This is a genomic window from Sphingomonas sp. BL-S-29, assembly GCF_055521495.1.
In genome coordinates, this window is record NZ_CM145482.1 from 1,316,816 (window position 1) to 1,343,463 (window position 26,648).

At 64.6% G+C, this 26,648-nt stretch carries 27 protein-coding genes; 12 read left to right on the plus strand and 15 right to left on the minus strand.

The annotated features are described in order from the left end of the window. Positions 1-23: 23 nt before the first annotated feature. Complete coding sequence (locus ACZ1I2_RS06280) at positions 24-2,423, minus strand: TonB-dependent receptor (RefSeq protein ID WP_465174736.1); 2,400 nt, start codon at positions 2,421-2,423, stop codon at positions 24-26. 129 nt (positions 2,424-2,552) lie between these two features. Beyond that, positions 2,553-2,945 (minus strand): hypothetical protein, encoded by a 393-nt coding sequence (locus ACZ1I2_RS06285; protein WP_465174735.1) that lies wholly within the window; start codon positions 2,943-2,945, stop codon positions 2,553-2,555. Between the two features lie 82 nt (positions 2,946-3,027). On the opposite strand from ACZ1I2_RS06285, the gene ACZ1I2_RS06290 reads away from it, so the two are divergent. The 3 genes from ACZ1I2_RS06290 to ACZ1I2_RS06300 all read left to right on the plus strand — a co-directional run bounded on the left by ACZ1I2_RS06290 (position 3,028) and on the right by ACZ1I2_RS06300 (position 5,329). After that, a complete protein-coding gene (locus tag ACZ1I2_RS06290; protein WP_465174734.1) occupies positions 3,028-4,272 on the plus strand; it encodes an alpha/beta hydrolase family protein in 1,245 nt (414 codons plus the stop codon). Between the two features lie 335 nt (positions 4,273-4,607). After that, positions 4,608-5,108 carry a hypothetical protein gene (locus ACZ1I2_RS06295; RefSeq protein ID WP_465170533.1) on the plus strand — a complete coding sequence of 167 codons (501 nt, stop codon included), beginning with the start codon at positions 4,608-4,610 and terminating at the stop codon, positions 5,106-5,108. Next, the gene (locus tag ACZ1I2_RS06300; RefSeq protein ID WP_465170532.1) at positions 5,108-5,329 is read left to right on the plus strand and encodes a helix-turn-helix domain-containing protein; all 222 of its coding nucleotides are present in this window, start codon (positions 5,108-5,110) and stop codon (positions 5,327-5,329) included. The genes ACZ1I2_RS06295 and ACZ1I2_RS06300 overlap by 1 nt, the downstream gene beginning before the upstream one ends. 12 nt (positions 5,330-5,341) lie before the next feature. On the opposite strand, the gene ACZ1I2_RS06305 is transcribed toward ACZ1I2_RS06300, so the two are convergent. Beyond that, on the minus strand, positions 5,342-6,244 hold the full coding sequence (locus ACZ1I2_RS06305; protein ID WP_465174733.1) for an HNH endonuclease: 903 nt from the start codon (positions 6,242-6,244) through the stop codon (positions 5,342-5,344). A 412-nt stretch (positions 6,245-6,656) separates the two neighbouring features. Between ACZ1I2_RS06305 and ACZ1I2_RS06310 the strand changes: the two genes are divergently transcribed. Continuing rightward, entirely contained in the window at positions 6,657-7,808 is a 1,152-nt protein-coding gene (locus ACZ1I2_RS06310) for a choice-of-anchor tandem repeat GloVer-containing protein (protein ID WP_465181603.1), read from the plus strand. Between the two features lie 306 nt (positions 7,809-8,114). On the opposite strand, the gene ACZ1I2_RS06315 is transcribed toward ACZ1I2_RS06310, so the two are convergent. The 3 genes from ACZ1I2_RS06315 to ACZ1I2_RS06325 form a co-directional block, all read right to left on the minus strand. After that, positions 8,115-8,408 carry a hypothetical protein gene (locus tag ACZ1I2_RS06315; RefSeq protein WP_465174732.1) on the minus strand — a complete coding sequence of 98 codons (294 nt, stop codon included), beginning with the start codon at positions 8,406-8,408 and terminating at the stop codon, positions 8,115-8,117. A 175-nt stretch (positions 8,409-8,583) separates the two neighbouring features. Beyond that, entirely contained in the window at positions 8,584-10,230 is a 1,647-nt protein-coding gene (locus ACZ1I2_RS06320) for a terminase (protein WP_465174731.1), read from the minus strand. After that, complete coding sequence (locus tag ACZ1I2_RS06325) at positions 10,227-10,841, minus strand: terminase small subunit-like protein (protein ID WP_465174730.1); 615 nt, start codon at positions 10,839-10,841, stop codon at positions 10,227-10,229. Before ACZ1I2_RS06325 ends, ACZ1I2_RS06320 begins: the two co-directional genes overlap by 4 nt. A gap of 44 nt (positions 10,842-10,885) precedes the next feature. On the opposite strand from ACZ1I2_RS06325, the gene ACZ1I2_RS06330 reads away from it, so the two are divergent. After that, positions 10,886-11,131 (plus strand): hypothetical protein, encoded by a 246-nt coding sequence (locus ACZ1I2_RS06330; RefSeq protein ID WP_465170526.1) that lies wholly within the window; start codon positions 10,886-10,888, stop codon positions 11,129-11,131. 453 nt (positions 11,132-11,584) lie between these two features. Here ACZ1I2_RS06330 and ACZ1I2_RS06335 read toward each other — a convergent pair whose 3' ends face one another. The 4 genes from ACZ1I2_RS06335 to blaOXA form a co-directional block, all read right to left on the minus strand. Further along, entirely contained in the window at positions 11,585-12,283 is a 699-nt protein-coding gene (locus ACZ1I2_RS06335; protein ID WP_465174729.1) for a transposase, read from the minus strand. A 123-nt stretch (positions 12,284-12,406) separates the two neighbouring features. Further along, positions 12,407-13,108, minus strand: a complete 702-nt coding sequence (locus ACZ1I2_RS06340; RefSeq protein WP_465174728.1) for a hypothetical protein — start codon at positions 13,106-13,108, stop codon at positions 12,407-12,409. 394 nt (positions 13,109-13,502) lie between these two features. Further along, entirely contained in the window at positions 13,503-14,966 is a 1,464-nt protein-coding gene (locus tag ACZ1I2_RS06345; RefSeq protein ID WP_465174727.1) for a hypothetical protein, read from the minus strand. Between the two features lie 62 nt (positions 14,967-15,028). After that, a complete protein-coding gene (blaOXA, locus tag ACZ1I2_RS06350) occupies positions 15,029-15,868 on the minus strand; it encodes a class D beta-lactamase (RefSeq protein WP_465174726.1) in 840 nt (279 codons plus the stop codon). A gap of 106 nt (positions 15,869-15,974) precedes the next feature. Here blaOXA and ACZ1I2_RS06355 point away from each other — a divergent pair, with 106 nt between their 5' ends. After that, complete coding sequence (locus tag ACZ1I2_RS06355; RefSeq protein WP_465170520.1) at positions 15,975-16,841, plus strand: LysR substrate-binding domain-containing protein; 867 nt, start codon at positions 15,975-15,977, stop codon at positions 16,839-16,841. A gap of 91 nt (positions 16,842-16,932) precedes the next feature. Here the strand turns inward: ACZ1I2_RS06355 and ACZ1I2_RS06360 are convergent, their stop codons facing one another. Continuing rightward, a complete protein-coding gene (locus ACZ1I2_RS06360; protein ID WP_465170519.1) occupies positions 16,933-18,084 on the minus strand; it encodes a helix-turn-helix transcriptional regulator in 1,152 nt (383 codons plus the stop codon). Positions 18,085-18,248: 164 nt separating this feature from the next. On the opposite strand from ACZ1I2_RS06360, the gene ACZ1I2_RS06365 reads away from it, so the two are divergent. Genes ACZ1I2_RS06365 through ACZ1I2_RS06375 form a run of 3 tightly spaced genes read left to right on the plus strand, consistent with a single transcriptional unit; the run spans position 18,249 to position 19,950 of the window. After that, on the plus strand, positions 18,249-18,596 hold the full coding sequence (locus tag ACZ1I2_RS06365) for a hypothetical protein (protein WP_465170518.1): 348 nt from the start codon (positions 18,249-18,251) through the stop codon (positions 18,594-18,596). 49 nt (positions 18,597-18,645) lie between these two features. Continuing rightward, positions 18,646-19,395 (plus strand): energy transducer TonB, encoded by a 750-nt coding sequence (locus tag ACZ1I2_RS06370; RefSeq protein ID WP_465170517.1) that lies wholly within the window; start codon positions 18,646-18,648, stop codon positions 19,393-19,395. 39 nt (positions 19,396-19,434) lie between these two features. Further along, positions 19,435-19,950, plus strand: coding sequence for a hypothetical protein (locus ACZ1I2_RS06375; RefSeq protein ID WP_465170516.1), 516 nt, complete (start codon positions 19,435-19,437; stop codon positions 19,948-19,950). A 67-nt stretch (positions 19,951-20,017) separates the two neighbouring features. On the opposite strand, the gene ACZ1I2_RS06380 is transcribed toward ACZ1I2_RS06375, so the two are convergent. Next, positions 20,018-20,902, minus strand: a complete 885-nt coding sequence (locus tag ACZ1I2_RS06380; RefSeq protein WP_465174725.1) for an alpha/beta fold hydrolase — start codon at positions 20,900-20,902, stop codon at positions 20,018-20,020. A gap of 129 nt (positions 20,903-21,031) precedes the next feature. Continuing rightward, a complete protein-coding gene (locus tag ACZ1I2_RS06385; protein ID WP_465170514.1) occupies positions 21,032-21,484 on the minus strand; it encodes an Rrf2 family transcriptional regulator in 453 nt (150 codons plus the stop codon). A gap of 116 nt (positions 21,485-21,600) precedes the next feature. Between ACZ1I2_RS06385 and ACZ1I2_RS06390 the strand changes: the two genes are divergently transcribed. From ACZ1I2_RS06390 to ACZ1I2_RS06400, 3 genes are all read left to right on the plus strand, one after another. After that, positions 21,601-22,473 (plus strand): class I SAM-dependent methyltransferase, encoded by an 873-nt coding sequence (locus tag ACZ1I2_RS06390; RefSeq protein WP_465174724.1) that lies wholly within the window; start codon positions 21,601-21,603, stop codon positions 22,471-22,473. Continuing rightward, positions 22,470-23,369 (plus strand): diacylglycerol/lipid kinase family protein, encoded by a 900-nt coding sequence (locus ACZ1I2_RS06395; protein WP_465174723.1) that lies wholly within the window; start codon positions 22,470-22,472, stop codon positions 23,367-23,369. The genes ACZ1I2_RS06390 and ACZ1I2_RS06395 overlap by 4 nt, the downstream gene beginning before the upstream one ends. Positions 23,370-23,649: 280 nt before the next feature. After that, on the plus strand, positions 23,650-24,384 hold the full coding sequence (locus tag ACZ1I2_RS06400) for a hypothetical protein (protein ID WP_465174722.1): 735 nt from the start codon (positions 23,650-23,652) through the stop codon (positions 24,382-24,384). 32 nt (positions 24,385-24,416) lie between these two features. Here the strand turns inward: ACZ1I2_RS06400 and ACZ1I2_RS06405 are convergent, their stop codons facing one another. Continuing rightward, positions 24,417-25,850, minus strand: coding sequence for a hypothetical protein (locus tag ACZ1I2_RS06405; protein WP_465174721.1), 1,434 nt, complete (start codon positions 25,848-25,850; stop codon positions 24,417-24,419). A gap of 114 nt (positions 25,851-25,964) precedes the next feature. Further along, positions 25,965-26,564: a hypothetical protein gene (locus tag ACZ1I2_RS06410; RefSeq protein WP_465174720.1), complete on the minus strand. Its 600-nt coding sequence runs from the start codon at positions 26,562-26,564 to the stop codon at positions 25,965-25,967. Positions 26,565-26,648 lie beyond the last annotated feature (84 nt).

The following is a 26,648-nucleotide window of genomic DNA, read 5'->3' on the forward strand; positions in this document are numbered from 1 at the left end:
GGAAGAGCCGGGGCCAGCCGACCTTAGAAGGCGGCGCTGATCGTGCCGAACACCTGGCGCGGCGCGGAGGAGTGGAACACCAGGATGGTGCCGGTGGCATCGTCGGGCGCGAACACGCTGCTGTCGAAATTCGACGCATAGCGCTTGTCGGTCAGGTTGGTGACGTTGAGCGACACCTTGGCGCCCTTCAGCGGGCCATGGCTGCCGAAATCATAGCCGACGCCCAGATCGACAATGGTGTAGCCGGCAAAGCTCTGGTCGTTCGTATAGGTGTAATAGCGCCGGCCGGTGTACTTGCCCTGCACCGAGCCGAAGAAGCCGGCATATTTCACGCTGACCACGCTCGACAGCATTTCCTTGGGCGTATCGACCTGCTGCTTGCCCGCGGTCGCCTTGATCACGCAGGTGGTGGTGCACCAGTTGAGATCCTGGTCATAGGTCGACTTGTTGTACGAGGCCGAATTGTACCAGCTCAGCCACGGCGTGGGCTTCCACAGCACGCCAAGCTCCACGCCCTTGCTGGTGACGCTGCCGGCATTGTGGAAGGAATTGCCGCAGCCCGGATTCTGCTGCTGGTTGGTCGGGCAGGGGTTGTACTGCAGCAGGCGGTTCTCGAACTTCACATAATAGCCGGTCAGCGACGCCTGGAGCTGGCCGCTGACGAAGCGATAGCCGCCCTCGACGCTCTTCGAGGTTTCCGGCTTCAGCGTCTTGCCCTGCACGTCCCACACCGCCTGCGACACCGATTGCGGGCCGAGTTTGAAGCCGCCCTGATACATCGCCATGTTTTCCGCATAGCTGGCGAACACCTCATGGCCCGGCGCGATCTTCCACCGCACGCCGACTTCGGGCAGGAAATTGTCCTTGGCGACCAGCGTGCCGCTGGCGAACTGGCTCGACGCCGGCGGTGCCGCCTTGGCGATGCCGCGCATCGCCTCGGCATCCGACTTGGCATAGGTGCTCTTGAACCCGAAATCGACGCTCAGCGCGTCGTCGAACAGCTTCACCGTGTCCTGGACGTAGAATTGCTCGGTCTTCCAGGTGGTACGCTGCACCCATTGCGCGGTATCCGGCTGGCCTTGCAGGAACTTCGCCAGGCTGAACGGCCCGGTGACGTTGGTCCAGATATAGCGCGCGGCGCTGCTGACATTGTCCTCCACCCAGAAACCGGCCTCGAGCTGGTTGAAGCCGAGCTGCCAGCTCAGGCTGCCGATCGCGCCGGTGCGGTCGATGGTGTAGCGCGTGTCGCGGATCTGCACCGGCAGGTCGTCGGCGGTCGAGGTCGTGCCCTGAGTCGACCAGCCCGTGATGAAATTATTGCCGGCGCCCTTGTCGGTGTGGTGATAGATCTGCCCGCGCACGCTCAGGTTCCTGGTCAGGCTGAAATCGCCGGCGATGTAATAGAGATTGTCATTGCGCAGGATCTGGCCGTTGGTGAAGGTGACGTCGGCGCGCTTTTCGGGCAGCGTCGAATCCACGCATTTGGTCGGCGCGGTCGGCGCTGTCACCGAGCAATAGGCGCGGTCGACATAGGCCTGCCAGTTCGGCGCATAGCCGCCCCAGTCCCAGCCGAGCCGCCCGAGCATGTCCTTCGACAGATAGGCATCGTCGGCCTGGTTGGTGCGCGACAGGTCGACAAAGGCCGTGATCGTGCCGCCGTCGAACGCATATTTCAGCTTGGCGTTGAGCTGCTTGCCGGTCGACTTGTTATAGGCGCCCTGGTTCACGAACAGCTTCTGCTCGCTATACTGGCCGGAGAGATAGGCCGAGAAGCCGCCATGCTCGCCGGTGTCGACGCGCACGAAGGCGCGCCGGCTGTCCTCGCTGCCGATGGTGCCGTTGGCCGCGATGCCCATCTCCTTGTGCGGATCGCTGCTGAAATAGGTCAGCGCGCCGCCGAGATTGCTGGTCGAGGGGATGGCGAGGCCGGCGATGCCGGTCGCCAGATCGGCGCGGCCGAGATTCTCCGAGATCAGCGCGCGGCTGATGGTGAGGCCATTGTAATTATTATAGGCGCCGTCGCCGAGCGGCATGCCGTCGAGCGTATAGCCGAGATGCGTGGTGTTGAAGCCGCGCACCTGCAGCGACAGCGACTGTTCGTTGACGCCGAGCGCGTCGATCGACTGCGCGCTCACGCCCGGCAGGAAGTTCAGCGCCTTCTGCACGCTGGTGCCCGGCGGCAGCACGTCGAGGTTCGAGGGCAGCAGGGTGAGGACCGATCGCGTCGCGCCGCTGCCGACGACGACGATGTCCTCGGGCTCGCCGCTGTCCACGGCGACGGCATCCGGGCCGACAGCGGCCGTCTGGACCTGAGCCGTCTGGGCCTGCGCGGCGGCCGGCACGAGCGCGGCCAGTGCGGCCGAGGCCATCAACACGGCATAAGCGTGGCCGCGGCGCAGCCGGCGGCGCGAAAGTTCGATCATGATCATTCCCCATCCCGGCGACCAGAGGGGCCGCCCGCCCGCGCAGCTAGGCGGCGCGCGCGACACTATCGTTACGGGCGGGTGACGTTTCCGTGACGGTGGGCGATGCGGCGCGATATGGTGTGAAGATCAGGCGGCCGCCGTGCCGCCGCGGCCATCGCCGAAGCGTTTCATGCAGGCGCGGGACATGTCTTGCGTCTGGCCCACATTGTTCATGAAGCCGCCCGTTGCGGGGTCGTTGATCCTGGCGCGGATCGCGTCGATCCGTTTGATGATCTGCCGGTTGACGCGCTCGCCCGGAATGCGCAACGTCGCCGCATTGGCCCAGAGGCTGGCATATAAAGCCCGCCACACCGTGTCGTCCCCTTCGAGCATCTCATCGGCCCGGTAGGTCTGGTCGATATAGTCATGGCGCACATGCTCGTTGGCGACGCATTCGACATTCGCATTGTACCGTTCCTTTGCCGCATAGGTGCAGGCGGAAAGGGCCATGCATGCGGCGACGAGGGTCGGGATTTTCATGCGCTTCCCCATTGCCGCGGTTTCGGTAACACTCCACTTGTTGGAGCGGCGACAGCGGAACTCGGTCTTGCATATCAAATTTATGCACTGTCGCCGAGATCACCGGGCTGCCCTTGCTCTGGCTGCGCTGGTACTGCTGGCGCTGATCGCCTGGGTCTTGGTCTTGCCGACGCCGCGGTTTGCGAAGCCCGGTGGGCCCTATGCGATCGGCAGCCGCATTTATTATTGGACCGATCCGTCCCGACCCGAGCCGTTCACCGCCGATCGCGGCGATCATCGCCGCGTGGTGGCGCAAATCTGGTATCCCGCCTCCGGGCCGGGAAAGGTGCAGCGCTATATCGACCGGCGCGAAGTCCTCGACGCGATCGCGGGCCGGTACCGGCTCCCGCCCTGGCTTCTCGGGAGGCTGAAGGACGCGCCTACGCATGCCGGCCAGGATGCCCGCCCGGACGGACGGCGGCATCCGGTGCTGATCAATCCGACGGGGTTGTCGGGGTTCAGGGCAGCAAGCCTGTTCTGGATCGAGGAGCTCGTGTCCTACGGCTATGTCGTGGTCACCCTGGATCAGCCGGGCACGGCCGCGGCAACGATCTTCCCCGACGGCGCGACGGTGCCGCTGGTCGCGGACTTCGCGGCGTTCAACCGGTACATGCCCCTGGCGCTGTCGCGGCAAGGCGATCGCGGGCTTGCGATGAATGGCGTCGCCTTGCCAGGCGGGATCATCCCTTTCCTCGCGCAGGATCTCAGCTTCATCCTCGACCGGCTCGGCAGGCTCGATCGGGAAGACCCCGTTGTCGCGAACGCGCTGGACCTGACGCATGTCGGCGCCTTCGGCATGTCGCTCGGCGGCTATATCGTTCCCGAGGCATGCCTGCGCGACGCCCGATTCCAGGCGTGCGTGGCCGTCGATGCGGGGAAGAGCGCCACCGTCGTGCGGCGCGGGCTGCAACAGCCCCTGATGATCATCAGCCGGGACGCACAGGTCATGCGGGAGGAACGCAGCCGGGCGGGCGGATGGCCCGAAGCCGAAATCGCCCATACCATCGCCAGCCAGCGGGCACTCTTCGAGCGGAACCGCGGCGATGCCTATTATGCGACCATGAACGGCATGTACCATCTGAACTGGACGGACGCGCCGCTCTGGTCGCCGCTCGTTCGGCTGGCGGGGCTTGCCGGCCCGATCGATCCGCGTGTCGGATATGAGATGACCAACGCTTGCACGCGCCTGTTTTTCGATCGGTATCTGCGCTCGGACCGCGGTGCCCGGGTCTGTGGAAAGTTCGTCGGCCAGCCATCGCTGCGACTGGAATTTCACGCGCGGTCATAAACTGCCCTGCGCGTTTCCGGACAGGCATTGCGATCCAGGGCCGCCGTCAGGGCTCGACAGGACCGGCCGACCTTTCGCTCTCCCGACTCACATCCGTCGCGCTGGCGTTCGGGCTAGAGCTTGCCACCCCTGGACGATGCGGCCCTCCGTTCCCGCCGATATATCGATAATCGATATTATCGATTGACGATAAGGCGACTCGGCATTATTGATTATCGATATCGAGCGTATCGATGTTCGATAGGAGGAGGCACTCGATGAACCGAAATGCCATTGCCCGATCCGACCTTGCGGCGACTGCCGCCGCCTGACCGCAACCCTCAAGGATACAGACCATGTCCCGCATCTTTTCCGATCCGCTTCTGTCGATTACCCAGAAGCTTCTCCGGGTGCTTTCCGTCCTGTTGTTCTTCCTCGCCGGCCTGGTTCTGGCGATCGCCCTGATCGGCCTGATCTTCGGCGTCCATACCAGCCCTTATGCAACGACATCTCCTGGCGGGGACGATTCGCCGCTGCTGTTCCTGGCGATAGCGGCACCGCTGGCCATCTATGGATGGTTCCTGCTGACGCTCGAGAAGATCGTCGGCTCCGTGAAGGCCGGGTCACCGTTCGTCGCGGTCAATGCCGACCGGCTGGCGCGGATGGGCTGGATCGCGCTTCTGCTGAAACTGGTCTCGCTGGCCGAATCCGGCCTGATGCCCGCCATGCCCTATGCCCTCCGCTTCGCCTCGCGTCTTTCCGGTCCCGATGTGCTGGTGATCCTGGTGCTGTTCATCCTGGCGCGGGTGTTCCGCCAGGGGGCGGCGATGCATGCCGATCTGGAAGGAACCATATGATGGCGGAAGCAGGCGACCGCATCAGGGTCGATCTCGACGACCTGCTGTACCAGCACCGGATGACGCTGACCGAACTCAGCAACCGCATCGGATTGACGCTGGCCAATCTGTCGATCCTCAAGACCGGCAAGGCCAAGGCGATCCGCTTCTCGACGCTCGAAGCGATCTGCCGCGAGCTGAAATGCCAGCCCGGCGACCTGCTCCGCTACGATCCGGAGTGAGCCGTGCGGAGTTCAAACCTTGAAGCAATGGTCGCGGTGCCATTGCAGAAAATGCGGATGCGGACGATCGGCCGGGCGCAGCGGCGGCAGGGCATGGCCGCTCTTGTTGATCATCGCGGTCACGCCGTCGGGATCGTTGATCTGGCGGGAGACGAGGATCTTCAGATCATCGTCCAGGCTGATCAGCCCACGATCGAACATCCAGTGGACGGTGCCGGACAAGGCCAGGCCGTTGGTGACGATGTCCGGCCCGCTCGCCTCGACCGGCCGGATATGTGCCGCCTGCACTTCGGCCCGGCCGCCGCCGTTGATCAGCTTCAGCCCGGTGATGGCGCAGCGCTCGTCATAAGCGCGCAGCACGACGCGGCGAAAGATGCGATCCCGCACGATGCGCGAGCCATAATAGCCGATGCGATCGCGTTCCTGCTCGAACGGGAAAGGCGCCCGCTCCTCCTGCAGGAGATTGGGGGCGAGCGCAGGATCGTCGTCGCGCGGCAGCAGCGTGTCGTCCCCGCCAAGGCCAAGCTCGATGATGCGGTTGAAGTCAGCCGCGGAGATCGGCCGGACCGCCGATTGCGCCCGGCCGGAGATGGCGCCGGCATCGTTCAACAAGCCGTGCTCGACCGGATCGCCGGGGCTGCCGAACGGCACGGGGTTGGGGAAATCGAGATAGCTGCCCGGCTCGATCACCGCGATGAACATGGTCGGCGTGCCGGGATCGGGAATGATCCGCTGGACCTTGGCGACCGCGAAATAGCCGCGCGTGCCGCGCACCTTGCGGGGTTCGTAATAGAGGATCCAGTCGCCCTCTGTTTGCTGGGCACGGGTGAGGTAGGGGCGGGGGAATTGATAGCGCTCGGCGGGGCTGTCTTCGTAGATCGAGTCTGCGCGGTGGATGAAGACGCCGAAGGCCATGGGAGGGTCATAGCTGGGAATTGGGGGGACCCAAAGGGCGATGATGGGGGTGTTTGAGACTGATACAGGAACGGGGCCAGCTATGCGCCGGTTGCGGACATTTCCAAGATCCAAATCGCTCGCCGAACCTCAAGCTATTGCGATTGAAAGCATTTGATTGCCGTGAAGAGATGATGCAACGGGACAGCCCTAAAGGGGAGGCTGTATGCGTAAGGCGAATTTGTGGGTTGGCTGTTGCATCCTCCTCGCAAGCTGCGGCGGTGGCGGCGGCAGCACGGGTGGGTCTGGAACCGTCACGCCTGCGCCAAGCCCTACCCCTACTCCTACTCCGTCGCCGACGGTGACGCCCAAACTTACCTACCTATATTCCTTCGGATCGAACACGCCTGACGGCTATCAACCGAACGGCCCCATGCTGCAGGCGAGCGACGGCAATTTCTACGGAACTGCCAATGGGGGACCGAACAGCTGCCGGCCGGGTGCCACAATTCAATGTGGAGTCATCTTCAAGATCACGCCCGATGGCCAGGAATCGATCCTCTACGCCTTTGGGAGCAGGCCCAACGACGGTTACACACCTTACGCGCCGCTAATCCAGGGAAGCGATGGCGCCATTTACGGAACTACCGCCAATGGCGGGGCGTATGGCGGCGGCGGGACGGTGTTCAGAATAACCCTGGGCGGTCAATACAGCATATTATATTCTTTCGGCGCGACCCCGGCGGACGGCATTGTGCCGAACCGCGTGATCCAGGCCAGTGACGGTAATTTCTACGGCACGACCTCCTCTGGCGGTGCTAACCATTGCAACCAAATTCCGCAGAGCGGCGGCAATTGCGGTACTGTGTTCAAGCTGACGCCGGGCGGTGTGGAAACCGTGCTCTATTCATTCGGAGGATCGGCGTCTGACGGCGTGCAGCCCGGTGGTTTGACTCAGGGGAGCGACGGCAACTTCTACGGCACGACGCAAAATGGCGGCGCCAATAGCTGCAGTACGACAGGTGAAACGCACGATTGCGGGACCGTGTTTAAGGTCACTCCCGGCGGTGCAGAAACAATCCTCTACTCCTTCGGGAATGGATATAGTTCCGGCTTCCTGACCCCGGATGGAATAGCGCCCGGCGGTGATCTGGTGCAGGGCAGCGACGGCGCATTTTACGGCACTACCGTGTCGGGCGGCCAGGGCCGCTGCGGGGGATTTTTCGGCTGCGGGACGGTGTTCCGGATTACCCCTGCAGGCGCCCTAACTGTCATCTACGCCTTCTCCGTCAATTCGCGGGCGGACGGCAGTGGTCCCTTTGGCCTCATCATTGGGCCTGACGGAAGCTTCTATGGCACCACATCCTCAGGCGGGAGTTTTTCGTGCGACTCTTGCGGGACGGCTTATCGCCTGACGCGGTCGGGCGTGCTCACGACGCTATATTCTTTCGGCCCGGTAAATCAGGCGCCAAACGACCCCAGTGCCGGTCTTGTGATGGGCAGGGATGGTGCTCTTTATGGTACAACGCGATCAGGCGTTGTTGGGTCAACCGGCGGCGGAACAGTGTATAAGTTGACGCTATAGTAACGAGAATATCCGGACTGCCGCAATGGTGCTTCAACGCACGGCGGTAGTAGATTTGGATCTAGGAAGGCGGGATCGATCTGCCGTAGTCAGTCCAGTAATCGACGAAGGTCGCCGCAATGCCGGGGGGCTTAAACAACGGCAAAATTCGCTGCCGAATCCCTTGGATCGAAGCGTCGGGCGGGGCATCGAGCCCCGCTCGACGCTGCCCCACCCCTTGCCCCTCCCCTGAAGAGGAGGGGTTAAGATAAAAAACGGCGCAGGGGTTACCCCCGCGCCGCTCTCTCAACCAGCCTCCCGGCCGGATCAGTGCTTCTTTTTCTTCTTCTTCCCCGCATCCGCGCTCTCGTCCGGCGCCGGGGTCGCCGTATCGGCTGACGGGTCGCTCGGCGGCGGGGTGGTGGTGGCGCTGTCCGGGGCCGGTGCCGGCGTCGTCGCATCAGGTGCGGGCGCGGGCTGAGTCTGCGGCACCGGGTCCGTCGGGGGGATGGGGGTGGTCGTCGGCGGGGTGCCCGGCGGGGTCTGTTGCTGGGCGGTGGCGGGCAGGGCGATGGCGAGTGCCGCGCCGGCGATGGCCGTGCTCAAGATCCTGATATTCATGGTCTATCCTCTCGGGTAATGATGCCCCTGTGCCGATGGACATGGCGCAGCGCGGCGGTCGTTTCGACCCTGACTCGACGGACCGAGCCAGTCGCGGGGCGTGCGGAAATCACCGGATCGGTTCGTCCCGCGCGGCGGTTCGGCTCGTCGTGCCCGATCCCTCAACGCCAATCCCTCAACGGATATCGCGGTACAGGTCGTACGAGTCATCGCGCAGGTCGCGGTAGAGATCCTCCTCCCATTCCGGCCGGCGCACGCGGCGATCGTGCCGTGCTTCCTCCCAGGTATCGACCTTCATCGAGCGGAAATTGGCCAGGCACACCGCGTCGCCGGCATCGGGCGAGCGGCCGAGCAGCGCCTTCATCTCGTCCTTGGAGCGCACCAGGATGCCGCGCGCCGTCGCGTTCCAGTGATAGGCGGCGAGATCGGCGCGCAGCGACGGATCGTCGGGCAGCGCGATCGGCTCGGCCCCTTGCGGGTCGAGCGCCTCGCGCAGGCGCCACACCATTTCCGCGCGGACATTGACGAATTTCAGCCGGCCGTCGGCGGTGCCGTGCCCGCTCGCCGAGGCAGCGTTGACCGCGATCGTCTGCACTCCGTTCTCGGTCAGGAAATTGGCGGTGGTCAGGCCCCATCCGATCACGTCGACATGCACCACCGCCCGGTCGCGGCGGTGGCGGATGACATGGCCGGCGGTGATCGGCCCACCCGCATCCTGCGGAATCTCGCGGCCGGGCACGCGGATCAGCGGCGCGAACCAGCTGCCGTGGCGGCAGGAAATGACGAACGCGTCGCGGCCGCCCACCGCCACGTCGACACCCATCGACTCCATCGGCGGCAGCCAGTCGCGCGGGGTCCAGCGCGCCATCGCCGCGTCGATCCAGGCGGTGGGGATGACCTGCCAGTCGTCATCCTCCACCCCGGCGGTGAAATCGCCGGTCAGCATCTGCGAGCGCAGCGGCTCGGGCATCGCCTGCAGCGTGTCGACATAGCCGGTGCGCATGTAGAAATGATTGTCGGTCACCCGGCTCGGCACGAAGGTGCGCGAGCGCGGCGTGACGATCTTTTCCGCGCCGAAGTCCGCCGGGTCGAAATCGTAAAGCGGCTCGCCCTTGAAGATCACGAACGGGTCGGCGCGCGGCATCTCCCGGTCCTGCCCGCGAAGGGTGGTGAACCAGCGCAGCTCGCCCGGCTCGGCCGGATGGGGGTGTTTCGGGTCGAGCCAGGGCGCGAAGAAATCGAGCACCCAGCGCCCCTCCGCATTGGTCGGCGGGTTGAACGTCATCACCACGCGGGCGCGCTGGGCCGGGTCGCTGGTGCGCGCCCAGCCCATGGTGAAGCGCACCTGCGCCTCGCGCATCTCGGTCGCTTCGTCATAGGCGATCAGGTCGTGCGGGCGGCCCTGCCATTTGTGATGATCCTGCGGGCCGTCGAGCCCGCCGAATTCGATCAGCCTGTCGCCGGCGCCATCGGGCAGGCGCCACGCGCTGCGGCTCTGGTTGAAGCCAATCGTCGAGCCCAATATCTCGCCGATGCGCTGGATGATGCCGCCGGTCTGTGCCTTTTGCCGGCGCAGGATCAGCGAGCGGCGGTGGCGGGTGAGCGCCAGGCCGGCGACCAGATCCGACTTGCCGCCGCCCGCCGCGCCGCCATAGCCGGTCACGTCCGCTTCGCTCTCCAGCGCCTGGGCCTGGGCGCCGGGTTGCGGGCGCCACGGCTCGGCCAGGCGGTCGCTCGCGGTGAGCCCCAATATCTCCGCGCGCTCGCTGGGGGTGGCGCGGCGCAGCAGCGCGTCGAGCCGGGCGGGATCGGTCTCGGTCATGCATCATCCTCCGGTGCGATATCGTCATGCTCGATGATCGATGCGTCGTCCCAGCCCGGGGCGTCCGCACGATCGCCGTCGAGTAAGTCCCCGCCGGGGTCGCGCGCGGCGATCGTGGCAAGGATCGAGGAAAGCCGCACCGCGATCGCCGTCGTGTCGACGGGCGCGGCGGCGGCGCCTGGGGCCGAAACGCCGGCCCCGGCGCCCGTGCTCCCGATTGTCGTCAGCCCGGCCATCCCGCCGATCCGGCCGTCCATCCCGCCGAAGCGCAGGGGGTACCAGCGCGCCAGGATGCGCATGCGCGTCTCGATGCGCAGGCGCGATCGCGCGATATTTTCCGGGTTGCGCTGGGGCGGCGCGTCCGCCTTCGCGTCCTTGCGCTCCAGCCAGTCGTTGCGGCTGTCGTCGGCGATCTCGATCATCTCGTCGACCAGCGCGTCGAAGCCCAGTGCCCGCGCCCGCGCCATGCGCGCAGCGAAGGCATCGTCCTCCATCCAGCGGTACACGGTGCTGAAGCGGATCTTCTGGTCGCGGCACAGCTCGCGCAGGGTGATGCCGCGGGAAATCCCGTCGATGATGGCGTCTTCGAGGGTGGTGGTGCGACGTTTCATCGCGCCGGATTAGGGCAGGGCGGTGCTGAGTTGAATCGACGGGGATGGCGACTGTCGAGAGCGGGCCAGGCCGCTCCCGCGCAGATGACTTACTGGCTTGGGAACAATTTCATCAGCAGACCGATCGCGGCGAACAGCATCAGCTGGCACAGATAGGAAAAAACGAAGGTCGCACCGAACTCAAGGATAAGATGCTGATTCCCGATAACTCTGGGATCGGCGACATGAAGGTCGTTATCCCCGGTCCGATACAACATGAAGGTCGTCAGGCCCGCCAAAATCAGAGATAATGGAAGCGCAAGGAGCGACGATCTTGAAATTATCCGAAACATCCCCCGACTCCTGTTCCTGCTTCTTTCTCCACCCGCCTTGAATCCGAATCACGTCCGTCGACGGAAACGTTGCCCGTCGGATCCACGCCTCGTTCTTGTAGATGATTTACGCCCCTGCGCCATAGGCGCAGAGCTTTTGCCACCGTTGTTGTTGAATATCGTGGCGAGATTGTCCGCGATGCGACTGGCATTCTATCGTCATGCGAGCATCTTTCGCGATGATGGACGAATAGGCGACGATGCGAGAGCGATGAGCTAGTCGCCTCGCCTCGTCCCACCACGGATAAGCGCCGGATAACGTTTCTCCATATAATCGTCGTCCAGGAACAGACCGTTGTATTTCTTTAATTACGGTTAATCACGTAATTACGGTGACATAATTACGGTGACAGTGCACTTTTAGCGACCTTCCTAATTACGGTGACAGTGGTAATTACGGTGACAGTGCACTTTTAGCGACCTTCCGCCCGCGCCTTGCCGGTGCAAGCGTCCGGCCGCTTTCCCGCTCCAGCGCGGCAAGGAACGCAGCATCGCCCACCGGACGCCGATCGTCTCGGCTTTCCGCAGTCTGGCAATCTGCTCCTCCTCTTCTCCGGCCGAAAGCAAGGCGCGGAAGTCGGGCTGGCGCTCCAGCACCGGTGCGACCGCCGTCACTCCATCGTCCGCGACGCGGCCCAGATGCGCATGAACGCTCGACCACGGCCAGTCGGTCGCCTGTGCCACCAGGCCTGCGCGGACCGGATTGAGCGCGACATATCGCAGCGCCGCGCCGAGATGCGCCTCGTCCATCGCGACGCAGCCGAAGCGCCCCTGCCAGAAATGCCCGGTCCGCTTCAGCCGGGCATGGACATGGCCCGCATAGCGCCGGTGCACCGCCGCCAGCGCGCGCCGCAGACCGTCCCGATCGGACGGCACAAGGACGAGATGCACATGGTTCGGCATGAGTACCCAGGCCCAGACCTCGACCCCGGCCGCCGCGCAATGCTCGGCGAGGAGATCGCGATAAAGCGCATAGTCCGCGTCGCTGAAGAAGGTCTGCGCGCGGCCATTGCCGCGCTGCGTCACATGATGGGGATGACCCGGAAAAACCGCGCGTGCCAGGCGTGCCATCCAGCCATGCTATCGCCGGCGAACTGTAGACGCAATTAGTCCACTGTCACCGTTATTCCTGTCACCGTTATTCCGTTATTCGTCGTGCGGCTGTGGTAACCTCCAGCCTACCCCAACCGAACCTTACAACGGCTGCCGCTCACGCCATGACGGTTTAAGCGTCGTCACCATCCGGCGCATCGCCTCGTCCAGGCGCTCCCTGCAACGCGGCACTGGATAGGCGGCGCAATCGGCATTGCGGATCGCCGTCCAGCGACGGGTCACGCCCCTGCTGGTCAGAGTCTTGTCATCTACCCAATCGGCCATGCCCGGCGTCCGGTCGATCCAGTCGAACATCCCGGATATGGATCTGCCCAAGGGTCGCCCCGCGGTGGGGCGTGCCACGCCCGTCAGGATCTCGGCACGCTGCCGTGCCAGCCTGGTATATTCCCACATCACCAACACGCGTTTCGACAAGGCGTCATGGCCAAAGTCCAGCTCGCTGGGCGTCAGCCGGTACATGAAGACGCCGAACATGTCGGGGTAGAACGTCTTGAACAGGGCGTTCGCTCGGGAACGGGACACCAGTTTGTGATACGCGTCGATAGCCTCGGAATCGCATTGCTGCACCTCGGCCGGCCCCATGAAAGGCTCCCGGTGCCGGCAGGCGAGATTGCGCGCATCGATTCTACGGATCGCGCGCGCGGCCTGCCGGGTGCTCGGGGTTTTGGCGATCGCCGGCTTCGCCGCGGGAGAGGGTTTCGCCTCGATCGCGGCTGATGTCGCCAGCAAGGCTGCCACGATCAACGCCATGGGCCCGAACTTTATTCTCCGGTCGAGCGACATATCGGCTATCTCGCAAGCAATGATCTTGTGGCGGGGGCGCTCACCTTGCCACGGTCGTACATATAGCGCGTTACATCAATAGAGGAGTCACGCCACTCGTGTGGTAGTATATAAAATCAACGATCAGGAAATTTACTCAATAGCATACCGAGTGCGGTGAATGTTGTAAACTGAAATGCGTACGATAAAATGAACATTGATGAGAATTCTAAAATGAGATAATTGTAGTCGATGATGTTAGTATCAGTAATATAAATTTCATTATTGTTGTTGTCTTGGCACAATAGAAAGGTTGTCAGGCAAGAAAATGCCAATGATAAAGGGAGAGAGTAGAGTGCTGATCGCGACATTATTTTGAGCATACTCGACTCCCGTATCTCGCCTTCTTAAGAAACTACGGAATCCGGATCGTTCCTGTTGATGGCAGAGTTGTCCGTCTGATCCATGATTTTTTCTTGTATATGGCTTTCACCCTCGCACCATAGTCCGATATCTTTTTAGCATCGGTGTTGTTATAAATCGTGGCGATTTTCGCGATGTCTGCGCCGGGCATCGCATTCAGAATTGCTTTGAGCAATTGCGTGCCGCCTTCGATGTTTGACCGGGCACCCCGAAGGCTGACATTCGAGCCCCAGGCGCTTCCCCAGTATGCGGTATTGACGTTCATTGGCCGGATGCTCTTGTTGGCATGAATCATGTCCAATGGGGCATCATACCAGCCATGCGTCGTTTCCATATAGACGATGGCACGGATCAAATCGGCATCGACTGAATATTTCCTCGACATCTCGACGATATATTTTTCGTTCCGGTCCACTTCCGAAAATTCCGGAATCTCACCGATTGGTGCGCGTGCGGAGGCTTTGGGGTTGTCGGCAATCGTGATGCGACCTGTTCTGCCGCCGCCAAGAAGGATATCCTTTCGCGTAATGGGCGTTGCCCGCTGGCGGGCGGCTCGGTCGATGGCAGCTTGGTCCTTGGTGAATGCTTCGAGACTCCGGTCGAGATCCGTCCCTTTCAACTCCCCGTGTCGGGAGCCGACAAGCGACACCCGCCGCTGTTGGAATCGGCGGGCTTTTCTCGCGGATTTGCGATTGGCCCTGGATCGCACTGGGGCGTTGCGGGTCGGTAGTGTTTCCAACCATTGTTCCATCTCGGCATAGCGTGCAAATTGGGCGTCAGTAAGCGACCCGATCTCAGCAATGCGCTGTGGATCGGCTGCGACGACGATGTCTGGTCCGGCCTCGTCGGTCAGCTCCGATACCGCCTGCGCCGTTGCATTCTGGCGCGATAAGCTGGAAGCCCTGGCGTTGGCAGGATTCTCCGCAGCTGCGTCATAACGCATCGCAGATACCGTTTCCGATGAGGACGCCACTTCGGGCGTCGCACCCAGCACCTTGTACCCGCCTTCCTTCCACCAGCGGACCGCCTCGTCGGCGGTAAAAGTGAACGGCACCAGCCCCTCGGCAATCAGGGCATGGCCGAAATACTTGTCCACTTCCTCATAAGTCGCGGCGCGCGTGCCGCCGGTGACCTCGTCCAGGTCGTCCATCGTCCGCGAGAACAGCGCCATCGCCATATAGCCACCGTTCCGATGCCGCAGGCTGAGATGATCCGGCACCTTCCAGCTCGAGATCGGCCCGTCCCATGGCGAGGGCGGCAGAGGGGGCGGTCGCTCGGGACGTGGGCGGGCGAGGTGCGCATTCTCCGCGATGAAGCGGTGCATCCATTGCTCGTTCGTTTCCTCCTCGGGCGCGGGCGGCGCCTCGGGCGGGATGGTTGCGGCCCCGTTGTCCGGCGCGCCGACGGGTTCGGGCATGCTGGCGGGAATATCGTCCTGGGGGTCGGTCGGGATCATGGGCGCCTCCTCGAAAGAGGGCGCATCTGCGCACCATCGCGGCCTCTTTTGAATCGATCCGCCTATCCCGCCAGCTGCCCGATCGTCGCGAGCAGCTCGGTGCGCGCGGTGAAGCCGCCGGGCTGGTCGGGCTGGGCCGTGGCCAGGAACTGGGCGAAGGTCACGCGCCGCTTGCCGCCCGGTCCGCCCTTGTCGGCCCAGCCGACGAACCAGCCGAGCTGGCGCGTCCGGTCCTCCCGTCCGGCGGCATCCCTGAAGCGGCCGCTGCCGGTCTTGCCATGTACCCGCCAGCCACCGCTGCCGTCGAACACCGGCAGGATCGCCCCGGTCAGCGCGCAGGCCCGCGGCGACAGCACTGTCCCCGCCAGCATCCGCCGCAGGAACGCGACCTGCTCGTCGGGCGAGATCGTCAGCGAGGAGCCGAGCCATGCATGGGTCAGCCCGTTCGCCTTGCCGGGATCGCCGCTCACGTCGCGATTGCCATAGTTCAGCCGGTCGACATAGGATTTGAACCGCGCCGCGCCGAGCCGCTGCGTGATCTCGCGCGAATACCAGATGACGGAGTCCTTCTCCCAGCGCGTCGGGTCGGTGCGCGCCTTGTCGATGTCGCGCACTGCCTCATGGATGCGCGGGTCGTAATCCCAGGCGGGGGCATGCGCGTCCTTCAGGATTCCGGCGTCATACCCCATCAAGGCCAAGGGAATCTTGAAGGTCGAGCAGGGCGAGAAGCGCGCGGCGCACTGGCCGGAACGGTGCAGGACGCGGCCCGTCGCCTGATCGACCAGCAATGTCGCGCGCGGCGGCCGGGCGATGATCGCCTCCGCCGCCTTCGGCAATCCGGCGATGGCGGCGCCTGTCCCGAGGAGAAGATGGGTGGTGAAGGTCCGCCGGTCGATCGTCATGGTCGCACGCTCCTCAAGCTGATGCAGCGCAGGCTAGGGCGAGGTCCGGTGCGCGCGCAAAGGATCAAAGCTGGCGGGAGCCCCTAGATTATCTTATGGCGCGGCCATGGTCCGCCCGCATCTGCCGCTCAATGCCCTGCGCGCGTTCGAGGCCGCCGCGCGGCACCTGTCCTTCACCCGCGCCGCGATAGAGCTTTGCGTGACCCAGGCCGCGGTCAGCCACCAGGTAAAGGGGCTCGAGGGCCGGCTCGGGGTGCAGCTTTTCCGCCGCTTGCCGCGCGGCCTCGCGCTCACCGACGAGGGGCTGGCGCTGCTCCCCGCGCTCGCCGACAGCTTCGATCGCATCGCCGAACTGGTCGAGGGCATCGGCGGCGGCATGGCGGTGCAGGTGCTGTCGGTCGCCGCGGTCGGCACCTTTGCGACCGGCTGGCTGCTGCCGCGCCTGCCCGGTTTTCGCGCCGCCCATCCGCGCATCGATCTGCGCCTGTTCACCAACAACAACCGTGTCGATATCGCCGGCGAGGGGCTGGATGTCGCGATCCGCTTCGGTGACGGCGCCTGGCACGGCACGGAGAGCCTGGCGCTGTTGGAAACGCCGCTCACCCCGCTCTGCGCCCCCGCCATCGCCCGCACGCTGTCGGCACCGCGCGACCTGCTCGCCGCCACCTTGCTGCGTTCCTATCGCCCCGACGAATGGCCGCGCTGGTTCGCCGCCGCCGGCGTCGCCGCGCCGCCGCTGCACGGGCCGGTCTTCGACAGCTCGGTGACGATGGCGGAGGCAGCGATGCAGGGCGCCGGCGTCGCGCTCGCCCCGCCCGCGATGCTCGCCCGCCAGATCGAGCAGGGCATGCTCGTCCGCCCTTTTCCGCAGGAGGTGACGACCGGCCGCTACTGGCTCACCTGGCTCAAGTCGCGCGCGCCCAGCCCGGCGATGCTCGCCTTCCGCGACTGGCTGCTGGCGGAGGCGGGATAGGGGACAATCGAGACTGCTGTAAACGCCTCGCTGGCGGCGACGTGCCACTCGCGTACCGCCATCGCCTTGATCTCGGCGGCGCGCCAGCCGTTTAGGATACGCGCGAGAGGGTCGCGACCAGTTCGGCCTGCCGCGAAACGCCGACCTTGGCAAAGACCGCTTTCAGATGCTGGCGGACGGTGTGTTCGCCGATCGCAAGATGATGTGCGATCAGCTCGATCGTCAAGCCTTCACCGATCATCGAGGCGATGTCCGCTTCGCGCCCGGTCAGCGCGAACAGCTCGATCAGGTCCTGCCGGCGGATACGGCGCGGCCGGTCGAGGTCGGTCAGCGTGACGAGCGTCGCCGGGCGGAAGATATCGAATAGATCGTCTCCAGGCGCGATCGGAAGCGCGCGCAGCACCAGCCCAAGTGGCGTGTGGGGGGCTGCGAGCCGCGCGGGCCTGGGCGGTTCCAGGCACCGTCTGGCCCCGCACGCTGCCGCGACGAACCGCTCGACCAGATGTCGGTGCTGCGGTTGAACAGCGGCCAGTCGACCGCGACGGACAGCGAGCACCCCCGCCGAGCGTAACAGCGTCTCGAATCCGGCAGAACATTCGATCACTTGCCCGTTGCGGTCCAGCAGCGCGAACGGCCGATCGGATTCGAGCGCGGCATAGGTGACCAGATCGCCGCTCAACCGGTTCGCCGAAAAGAGCCGGGCCATTGCGACGATATTGAGCATGTGCGGGGTGAGCAGCGCGAACAGCCTGCGATGCGCATCGGTGGAAGGACCGTGCGCTTTGGCATGGTTGACGGTCAGAAAACCGACCTGACCGTTGTCGCCCAGAATCTTGCTGCCAAGGAGGTGGTAATAGGGCGTCCGTTCGAGCCAGTCGAGAAACTCAGCCCGGTCCGGATCGTCTTCGAACAGCAGCCGGCTGTCGTCGGCGACCTCGCCGACCGCCATCGCCATGCCGCGCGCGACACGCGGGTTGATGTGGAAAATGCGGTCCTCGTACTCGCGGCGTATCGCGTCATCGAGGCCGCAGGTGTTCTTGATGACGACGGCACCCGTGGTGGTGTCGGTGAGTTCGAGCGCGCAACACGCCGCCCCCACCCCGGTTTGCAGCGCCACCATCGCCGGATCCCACCGCGCCGGGTCGAGTGCAGCTCCAGCGAACCGGCGCACGATATCGGCGACGTCTTCATCGCCCAAGCTCACGGCCTGATTCTGATCGGCACCGTCGATCGCCTCCCCCAAACAAGGGAAGCATACACCAGTCACGCGCCTTAGAAAGGCGCCACGAGCACGGCGTTTTACGGTCGCTGTCCTCCCTCCGGTCCTGATCGGAGACCGAAACCGTCCTGCCGGAGCGATTATTTCTTACGATTCAACCTGCTATCGAACAAATTGGGGGAACATACATGAGCAAGAGTTTCTTTGTCCTTTGCGCTGGCTTCATCGGCCTTGCGACCGCGGTGCCGGTGGCGGCGGAACGCACGCCCCGGTGCGAACAGTTGTCGGCGACGATCAGCTCCCCGGCGCCAAGTGGGGGCGCGCTTGCGACGCTCGAACATACCGTCGCCGTGCTCCGCGCAACACTCGCGATGATCGACGAGCCGTGCGGTGCCCCCTATATCGTCAGCACTGACCAGGGCGCCATCGCCCAGGAACGCGCGCGCGTCTATGCGGCATGGCGGCAGGCACGTGCGAACTGCCTACAAATCACGTCCGGTACTCCGCGGAGCGACAGCCCGTGCAGCGACGAGTGACGTCGTATCCCCCTGTCGGAACAGCGCGGGTCATCGAAGGTGACGGGACATGATCGGGAATAAGCGACCGCGGCGGATCGAGCCGCTGCCTGTGGTGGCGATTCTTGCCGCGCTGTTGGCGAGCGCGGCCACTCCCGCATGGGCAGTGGATCGAGCAAGCTGCCGTGCCGAAGTGCGCAACCTGACGGCGGCGATCCCGGACGGGCTGACGTCCTCATGGGCCGAAATTGTGCAGTCGCACTATGACGCGGTCAATGCGATCCACGATCGGGACGCGCTGGATGCGAGCTTGAGGCGAGTATGGGCGGAAAGCGACGCTTATGACCGCGATCCGGACCCCGATGGCGACGGGCTCGCGATCTCGCCGGCGGCGTTTTCTGCGGATTCGATCCTGCAGAACTGCCTGCACATCGCGCGAAAGGTCGAAATCGAGGCAGCCCTCGGGACAGAGGAGGTTGGCACCGCCGACACGCCCGACGTTTCCCCCGCCGCCGCCGATCGATCGTCCGGACCGACCAAGATCGATGCGTCCGAACCGTGGTTCGGCATCGACGATTTCCCCGCCGCCGCGATCGAAGAACAGCGGCAGGGTGTGGTGCGCTACGATCTGACGATCGATGCCGGCGGGTTGGTCGCCGACTGCCGCGCGAGCGGTCTGCCGGGAAGCCCGGATCTGGAGGCGGCGACCTGTGCGGCGGTGCGGAGCCGCGCGCGCTTCCACCCGGCGACCGACGAGGCGGGCAACCCCACGAACGGGCGAATTGCTGGCAGCGTCCGCTGGACGATTCCAGCCCCCTGACGACGGTCACCAATTCTGTCGAAAACGAAGGAGATCACGATGCGGTCCTTGTTGCGTACCTGCGCCATGGCATTGTTGCTGGCCCCCGCCGCTGCCCCGGCACGGCAATTCCCGGTAGATCCAGGGGTTCTTGCCGCTGAATATGACGAAGGCATGGAGGAATATGTCGCGGTCTTCGAGATCAGCGGATGCAAGATGATCGTGTCGCGGATCTACGACGACAATGTCGATCGTTTCATTCAGTCGCAAGCAAGCTGGAGCGGCGGTTGCCGCAACGGGTTGGCGCACGGGCCGGGTGTGCTGAAACTGTGCATCAAGGAGGGCAACGCCTATATGCATTGTCCGAAATTCGACCTGACCATGAAGAATGGCGCGTTCGACGGTCGGGTCAATTATTACATGGACGAGAAAACCACCTCGCCTGCGACATGGTATTACAAGGACGGCTGCACCAACCAGTCCGAAGACCCCGCGGTCGATCTGGAGGCGTGCGACATGCGCATCTACCGGAGCTTCCAGGCCCGGTTCGGTCATAGGTCCGCGTCATCCCGCTGAGAGCATCGTCGGCCCGTACGGGCCGGCGGCCGATCAGCCCCACACTGCTGCTGACGGAGGCAGCAGCCTAACCCCGCGCATGCTCCAGGATCAGCCCGGCGATGCGGTCCAGCTGCGAGGGCGGCAGGTCGTGCGCCATCTCCTCGATCACTTCCAGCCGGGCGCCCGGCACGCGGCGCGCGATGTCCTCGCCATTGGCGAGCGGCACCAGCGGATCGGCCGCGCCGTGAATGACGAGGGTGGGCGCGCTGATCGCGGACAGGCGTGCCGCGCGGCTGCCGTCGGCGATCACCGCGAGCAGATGCCGCTGCCCGCCGCGCGGGTGATAGGCGCGGTCGAACGCCCGGCCCGCCATGGTGCTGAACGCGTCGGGCGCCCGTGCGGGGTCGGGGAAGGAGATCAGCGCGAGGGTCGCGGCACCCATCGCGATCGCCTGCTCGCGGCTCGGATTCGGGTCGCGCCGGGCGATCATCCGGCGGCGCAGCGCGGGGGTCGGCCCCGGCAGGCCGGGCGCGCCGCTTGACGACATGATCGCGGTCAGGCTCAGCACGCGCGCCGGATGGGAAGCGGCGAGGATCTGCGCAATCATGCCGCCCATCGAGACGCCGACGACATGCGCCGCCGGAATCTCCAGCGCGTCGAGCAGGGCGACCGCGTCCGCCGCCATGTCGGCCAACGCATAGCCATGGCGGAACGGCAGACCGATCCGCCGCGCGGCAAAGGCGAGCAGGGGGTTGGTGACGGGCGCGTCGTGCAGATGCGTCGACAGGCCGATATCGCGATTGTCGTACAGGATCACCCGATGCCCCGCCGCCGTCAGCGCCGCGACGAAAGGATCGGGCCAGGCGATCATCTGCGTGCCCAGCCCCATGATCAGCAGGATCGGCGGGCCGGCCGGATCGCCTCGTTCCTCATAATGGATCTGGACGCCATTGGCGGGGATGGTCGGCATGCAGGCCCTTTCGGCGGTGGCGGCCGGGAGCCTAGCAGGGATTTGCGGGCGACCGAAAGCGGGCGCTGACCACTGGCCGATCGCCGGCCCTGGCCGGATGGGAACGCAACCGGTCGACCCGGCCTTGATTCAATCCCGGATTCCGCCCGGCTCGGGAGTCGCCCCGCATCGCGCATCGAACGCCGCCGCCAGCTCGGCCAGGCTGACCGCGCCCAGCCGCGCCAGCAGCAGCGCCTCCGCCTCGCGCAGCGCGTCGTCGATCGCGACGTTCACCACCTGCGCCACCGCGCAGTCGGGATTGTCGCTCTCGTTGCCGATCGCGAACAGGGTCGGGCCGCCCACCGCGCGGTGGATGTCGAGCAGCGACACCTTGCTCAGGTCGCACGCGATCGACCAGCCGCCGCCATGCCCCTTTTCCGACCGGACATAACCCGCCTCGCGCAGGCCGGCCATCGTCCGCCGCACCACCACCGGATTGGTGCCGAGCATCCGCGCGATCGTCGCGGATGTGGCGGGCCGATCGTGCCGCGCCATGTGGAGCAGCACGTGCAGCATGCGCGAAAGCCGGCTGTCCGTCCTCATCGCGCCTGTGTCGCGATTGTCGGCCGCGCTGGCAAGGCGATCATGACTCGACACATTAAAAGTTACATGAGATAGAGTCTCATCGCCGGCCCCGTCCGGCCAGCCACGGAGCCATGATGAGCCTGAACCTGAACGATGCGCGTTTCTGGGACGCGCTGTCCGATTATCAGAAGCTGGCTCACGCCTTCACCTTGACCTATGCCGAGGCGGCATGGCGGGCGGCGGCGCTGCGCAAAGGCGCGACGGTGCTCGACATCGCGTGCGGCGCGGGCGCGCTGGCGCTGGTCGCCGCGCGCGACGGGGCGCAGGTGCTGGCGACCGATTTCTCGCCCGGCATGGTCGCCGCCGTCCTGTCGCACGGCCTGCCCGATGTCGACGCGCTGGTGATGGACGGCCAGGCGCTCGACCTGCCGGACGCGTGCTTCGACGCCGCCTTCTCGATCTTCGGCATCATGCTGTTCCCCGACTGGCGCCGGGGCCTGGCCGAAATGGCGCGGGTGGTGCGCCCCGGCGGGCTCGGCTGCGTGGCGAGCTGGAAGCACGGGTCGGGCGCGGCGTCGAACCTGTTGCTGGCGGACCGCGTCGCTTCGCTCTTCCCCGACATCGCCCAGCCGGCGCCGGTCGAGGGCATGAACCATTTCCGCGACCCGGTCCGCTTCGAGGCGGCGCTGTCCGCCGCCGGCTTCACCGAGGTGCGCATCGTCGAGACGAGCAGCGACTATCCGGTCGACGCGGCCGCGCTCGACGATCCGGCGCGGCTGTTCCAGTTCAGCCCGGTCTGGCCGCTGCTGGACGCGGCACAGCGCGCGGCCGTGCTGGCCTCGATCCGGACCAGCGTCGAGCAGGCCGGCGGCGTCCTGCCGGTCCCGTCCGCTGCCCTGATCCGATCGGTCGGCGAAAGATCTGATACGAGTTGCCCGCCCGAACCGCATGCCGGTCGTGAAAGCCCGGCCCCGAACTCCGTCGACGCTCGTTCAGTCCTCACATGACCGGACCGACCCCAGCCAGCCCGCCCCCGATCCGCAGCGCCGCGATGATCGTCAATGCCCGGTCGCGAAAGGGCAAGGCGCTGTTCGACCGCGCCTGCGCGCGCTGCGACGATCTTCCCTTTCCGGTCGACGCCCATGCCGTGGAAGATCCGTCGACGCTCGAGCATGTCATCGAGCGAGCGCTCGCGAAGAAGCCCGACCTGCTGATCCTGGGCGGCGGCGACGGCACGATCAGCGGGCTGGTCGATCATATCGTCGGCACGCAGATCGTGCTCGCGGTCCTGCCGCTCGGCACCGCGAACAGCTTCGCCCGCACGCTCGGCATCCCGATGGATGTGGACGGGGCCCTCGACGTGATCGCGGGCGGGAAGCGGCGGCGGATCGATCTCGGCATGATCGACAGCGATTATTTCGCCAATGGCGCCGCGATCGGCATCGCGCCGCGCATCGCTCAGTCGGTACCGCATGCGCTGAAGAAATATCTCGGCCGCGCCGGCTATCTCGGCTGGGCCGCGTGGGAATTCCTGCGCTTCCGCCCCTTCACCCTGATCGTCGGCGAAGGCGAAGCGGCGGAACGGCTCGCGGTGGTCGAGGTGCGCATCTCGAACGGCCCCTATCATGGCGGCACGGAGGTGAACGAACAGGCCGAGGTGGATAATGGCAAGATCGTCGTCCAGGCCGTGACCGGCCATGCCAAGCGCCGCCTGATCAAAAACTGGGCGGCGAGCATCCTGCGGCTCGATGCCCGGCATGAGACGGTGCGGCATTTCTCCGGCACCGAGCTCCGCATCGCGACCGAGCCGCCCATGGCGATCTCGATCGATGGCGAAGTGCTGGCCAGGACACCGGTGAACGCGCGGGTCGCTGCGGGGGTGATCGAGGTGCTGGTGCCGTGAGTCGGGCCGGGACATCGACCGCCGCGGCCATCGTGATCGCGGCTGGAAATCGCCCGTGACCCGTCACCGCCGGCTTGCGGAACATTGAGGGAACGTTGTACGCTGATCTCCTGAGCGCACGAGGATGGCGGCAATGGATAAAAGGCATCGGCGTGGAACCAGGTGGTTCGGGTTTGCGCGTCCCACGGATTGGATGGCGATTGCATGCCTCCTTGCGCTCGTGTCGACAAACCCCGCCCAGGCACGGGAGCGGCGGCAGACGACCGAGCAGCTAAGGACGATGACGCTTCAGGAGGCAAACCGGATGGTGCGGCGGGACATGCTGTCCATTCTGGAGCCGGCTGAAAGGATCGTCCCGATCAATCGTCGACAAATCCGCGATGTCGACCTGACCACCCGGTCGGTCGGCACCGAATTCGAGGGCATCTGTCGCCGTGATCTGGTCAGGCTGAAATATGCTCCCGAAAAGGAGGGCGAACCCTATGAGAAAGCACAGCTTCGGCCATATGCCATCGAGGCATGGCGGACCTTCCACATCGTCCGCCTGCCAAAGATCGAGCGCGACGCCAAAGTCGGGAGCACAACGCTGATCTGGCAACAGGCGTGCTCCGATGTCGATAAAAAGTGGCGTGAGCGCGAGGATGCGGATCCCGACGACGCATGGGACCGGGCAGTGTGGTTCCCGGCGCCCGACGCGTTCCATGCGGTGCAGGCCGGCTTCGCGCTCGACATGGCACTTGCGGCGGTCAAGGCTGGCACGCTCAAGGCCCAGCCTTGCGAGCATGTCGTTTCGTCGGAGGTTCAAAGCTGCGAGGCGGCCATTCTCAAGGCTGGCAGCGTGTTTGACATGGGTGGCGTCACCTCGTGCCCGGGCGGGACGGGCGTGATCTGTTATAAGATTGACTTCCTCCGCTCCGGGACTGAGCTGACGATCATCGCTCCCGGTGACGATGAGAGGCTGCAGCCTTCCGACATCCTCTCGATCTCCGTCGCAGGTTTCGTGACGCTCGGTTAAGGGAGAAGCTTGCTTAAATGACTACAGGGTTGTCATCGCTTTTTTGCTTCCTTCTTTTTCTTCTCTTTTGGAGCAAGGAATCTTTTCTGAGACATGTTCAGATTGCTTCTCAGTGAGTATCGTTCGTTGCCATTGAATGCTTGTGAAGGGGCTGTGAAGATCAGCTGACCCTTCACCATCTCATGCCATCCGATCTGTCCATGATAGACAGTCGCCATAGGGATCCCGTATTTCTTCAATACGGTCGTGTCGCCGAAGCCACGATTTTCGGACGGATTGTCCACCATTCCGACCGCGTCGTCAGGATGGCCGTGTATTCCAAAGATCACCTTTCCTGGACCTGAGGGCGTTCCTTTATGATATAAGTCCCCGGCCTCGCCGCTCGCCACACGAACTTCGATCGTGCCGTCCGGCATAAGGTACCCATAGGCGAGTATTTCCTTCGCTCCCGCCGCGACTGCCAACATTGTGACGTGATCTATCGCCGCTTGTCGGATCTTCGGCGTTACGATGATATCCCGTCCGGACAGGCGGCCGATATCGTCCTTGTCGATATCGGCCGAGATAACCCAATCCGCTCCGGCCTTATGGGTTTCTATTGGAACAATGGGTGGCGGCGGACCGGCCAATTTCGGAGTCCCGTCCCTTCCGTTCGAGGCTGGAACATCACCTTGCGCGGGCCCGGGCGCGGGCGCGGGCGCAGGGCCGGTCGCCGGACTGGAGGGTGATACGGATAGATTGGCCTGATCGTTCGCCGGGGATTTGCGCGGCCCAAGCACGTCTGCGCTGAAAGGATCGATGCCAGGATCGCTCGCGACTTGAGGCGGATCGACGCCGTCGTCGACTCCCATGCCATTGAAGTTCATATCGATAAGTGATCTTTGTGCCATGTTGTCTCGTGGCTCGGACATCGCGTCACCGCTTGTCTGGCCGCTTGCAGGCGACTCCGGTACAATGTCGGGCGCACCCCCCAACACTTTGTACCCACCGGACTTCCACCACCAGATCGCCTCGTCGGCGGTGTAGGTAACGGGCACCAGACCTTCGGCGATCAGCGCATGGCCGAAATATTTGTCTACTTCCTCATAAGTCGCGGCGCGCTCGCCTTTGGTGACCTCGTCCAGGTCGTCCATCGTCCGCGAGAACAGTGCCATCGCCATATAGCCCCCGTTCCGGTGCCGCAGGCTGAGATGATCCGGCACCTTCCAGCTCAAGATCGGGCCGTCCCACGGCGATGGCGGCGGCGGGGGCGGGCGCTCGGGGCGCGGGCGGGCGAGGTGGGCGTTCTCCGCGATGAAGCGGTGCATCCATTGTTCGTTGGTCTCCTCTTCGGGCGCGGGCTGGGCGTCGAGCTGGCGGTTCGGATCGGCCGGTTGCGGCGCGATGGCGGGTCCCGGGTCAACCGCGTCCATCGTCTCGGGATTGCGGGCGTTCGGGGTCGTGAGGGGATCGATGCTGTCGGCCATGAGGCTCTCCTGAATGTCCCCACCGCCATGGCGCGCGTACCGACAGAATCGAAGGGCTTCAGACCAGCCTCGCCACTCGCGCGGCACGGGCTGGATGACCTTATCTCTTCATCATCACTGTATCTCCTCGACGACTGGCGGCCTGTCGTTGCACGCGAGATCGTCCAGCTTCCGCCATTCCTCCACTTCCATCTCGTTCCGCGTGATCATCACATCCGCATAGGTATCCATCTGGGTGGTAACGCCAGGGCGAACGATGACCCACACGTCCCGGATGTGCGCCATCCGGGGGCATCCGCTGACACGGGTATTCTCCAGCGCCTGCGCCAGCCATTGGCGGGACTGGGGCCAATGCGGGAACAGATAGTTCATGGCCTGAAAGAAGGCAGGAGGAACCTCTGCCCTGATACTCGTCTCCCCATCCTCGGCGATGTTGAACAGGATGGGGTTCATTTCCAATCGATCGATGGGCGACGGGGAGTCATCCGGCTCGACCATGAAAATCAGGCAATCCGGTCTCTGGTTCGTTCCGTTGAAGCACGGGTCATGCTGTGCAAAGCCGCACGCAGCATGGTTGCGGGTTTGTCGATCCCCGAGGCCACTGCATCGTTTTTTTCCGTCGGAACGAATATCAAGGCGACGACCAACAGCGCAGCGCAAAGAGCCACAAGAACTGCAGGCCGGGCCGTGGAACGCATAAATCGTCTCGCTCATCCAGAATATGCCGAACGTGAGGCCGCCCTGTCTCTTCCAGTCACCAAACAACCCAACTGCACAATATGAGAATTATGATCTCTG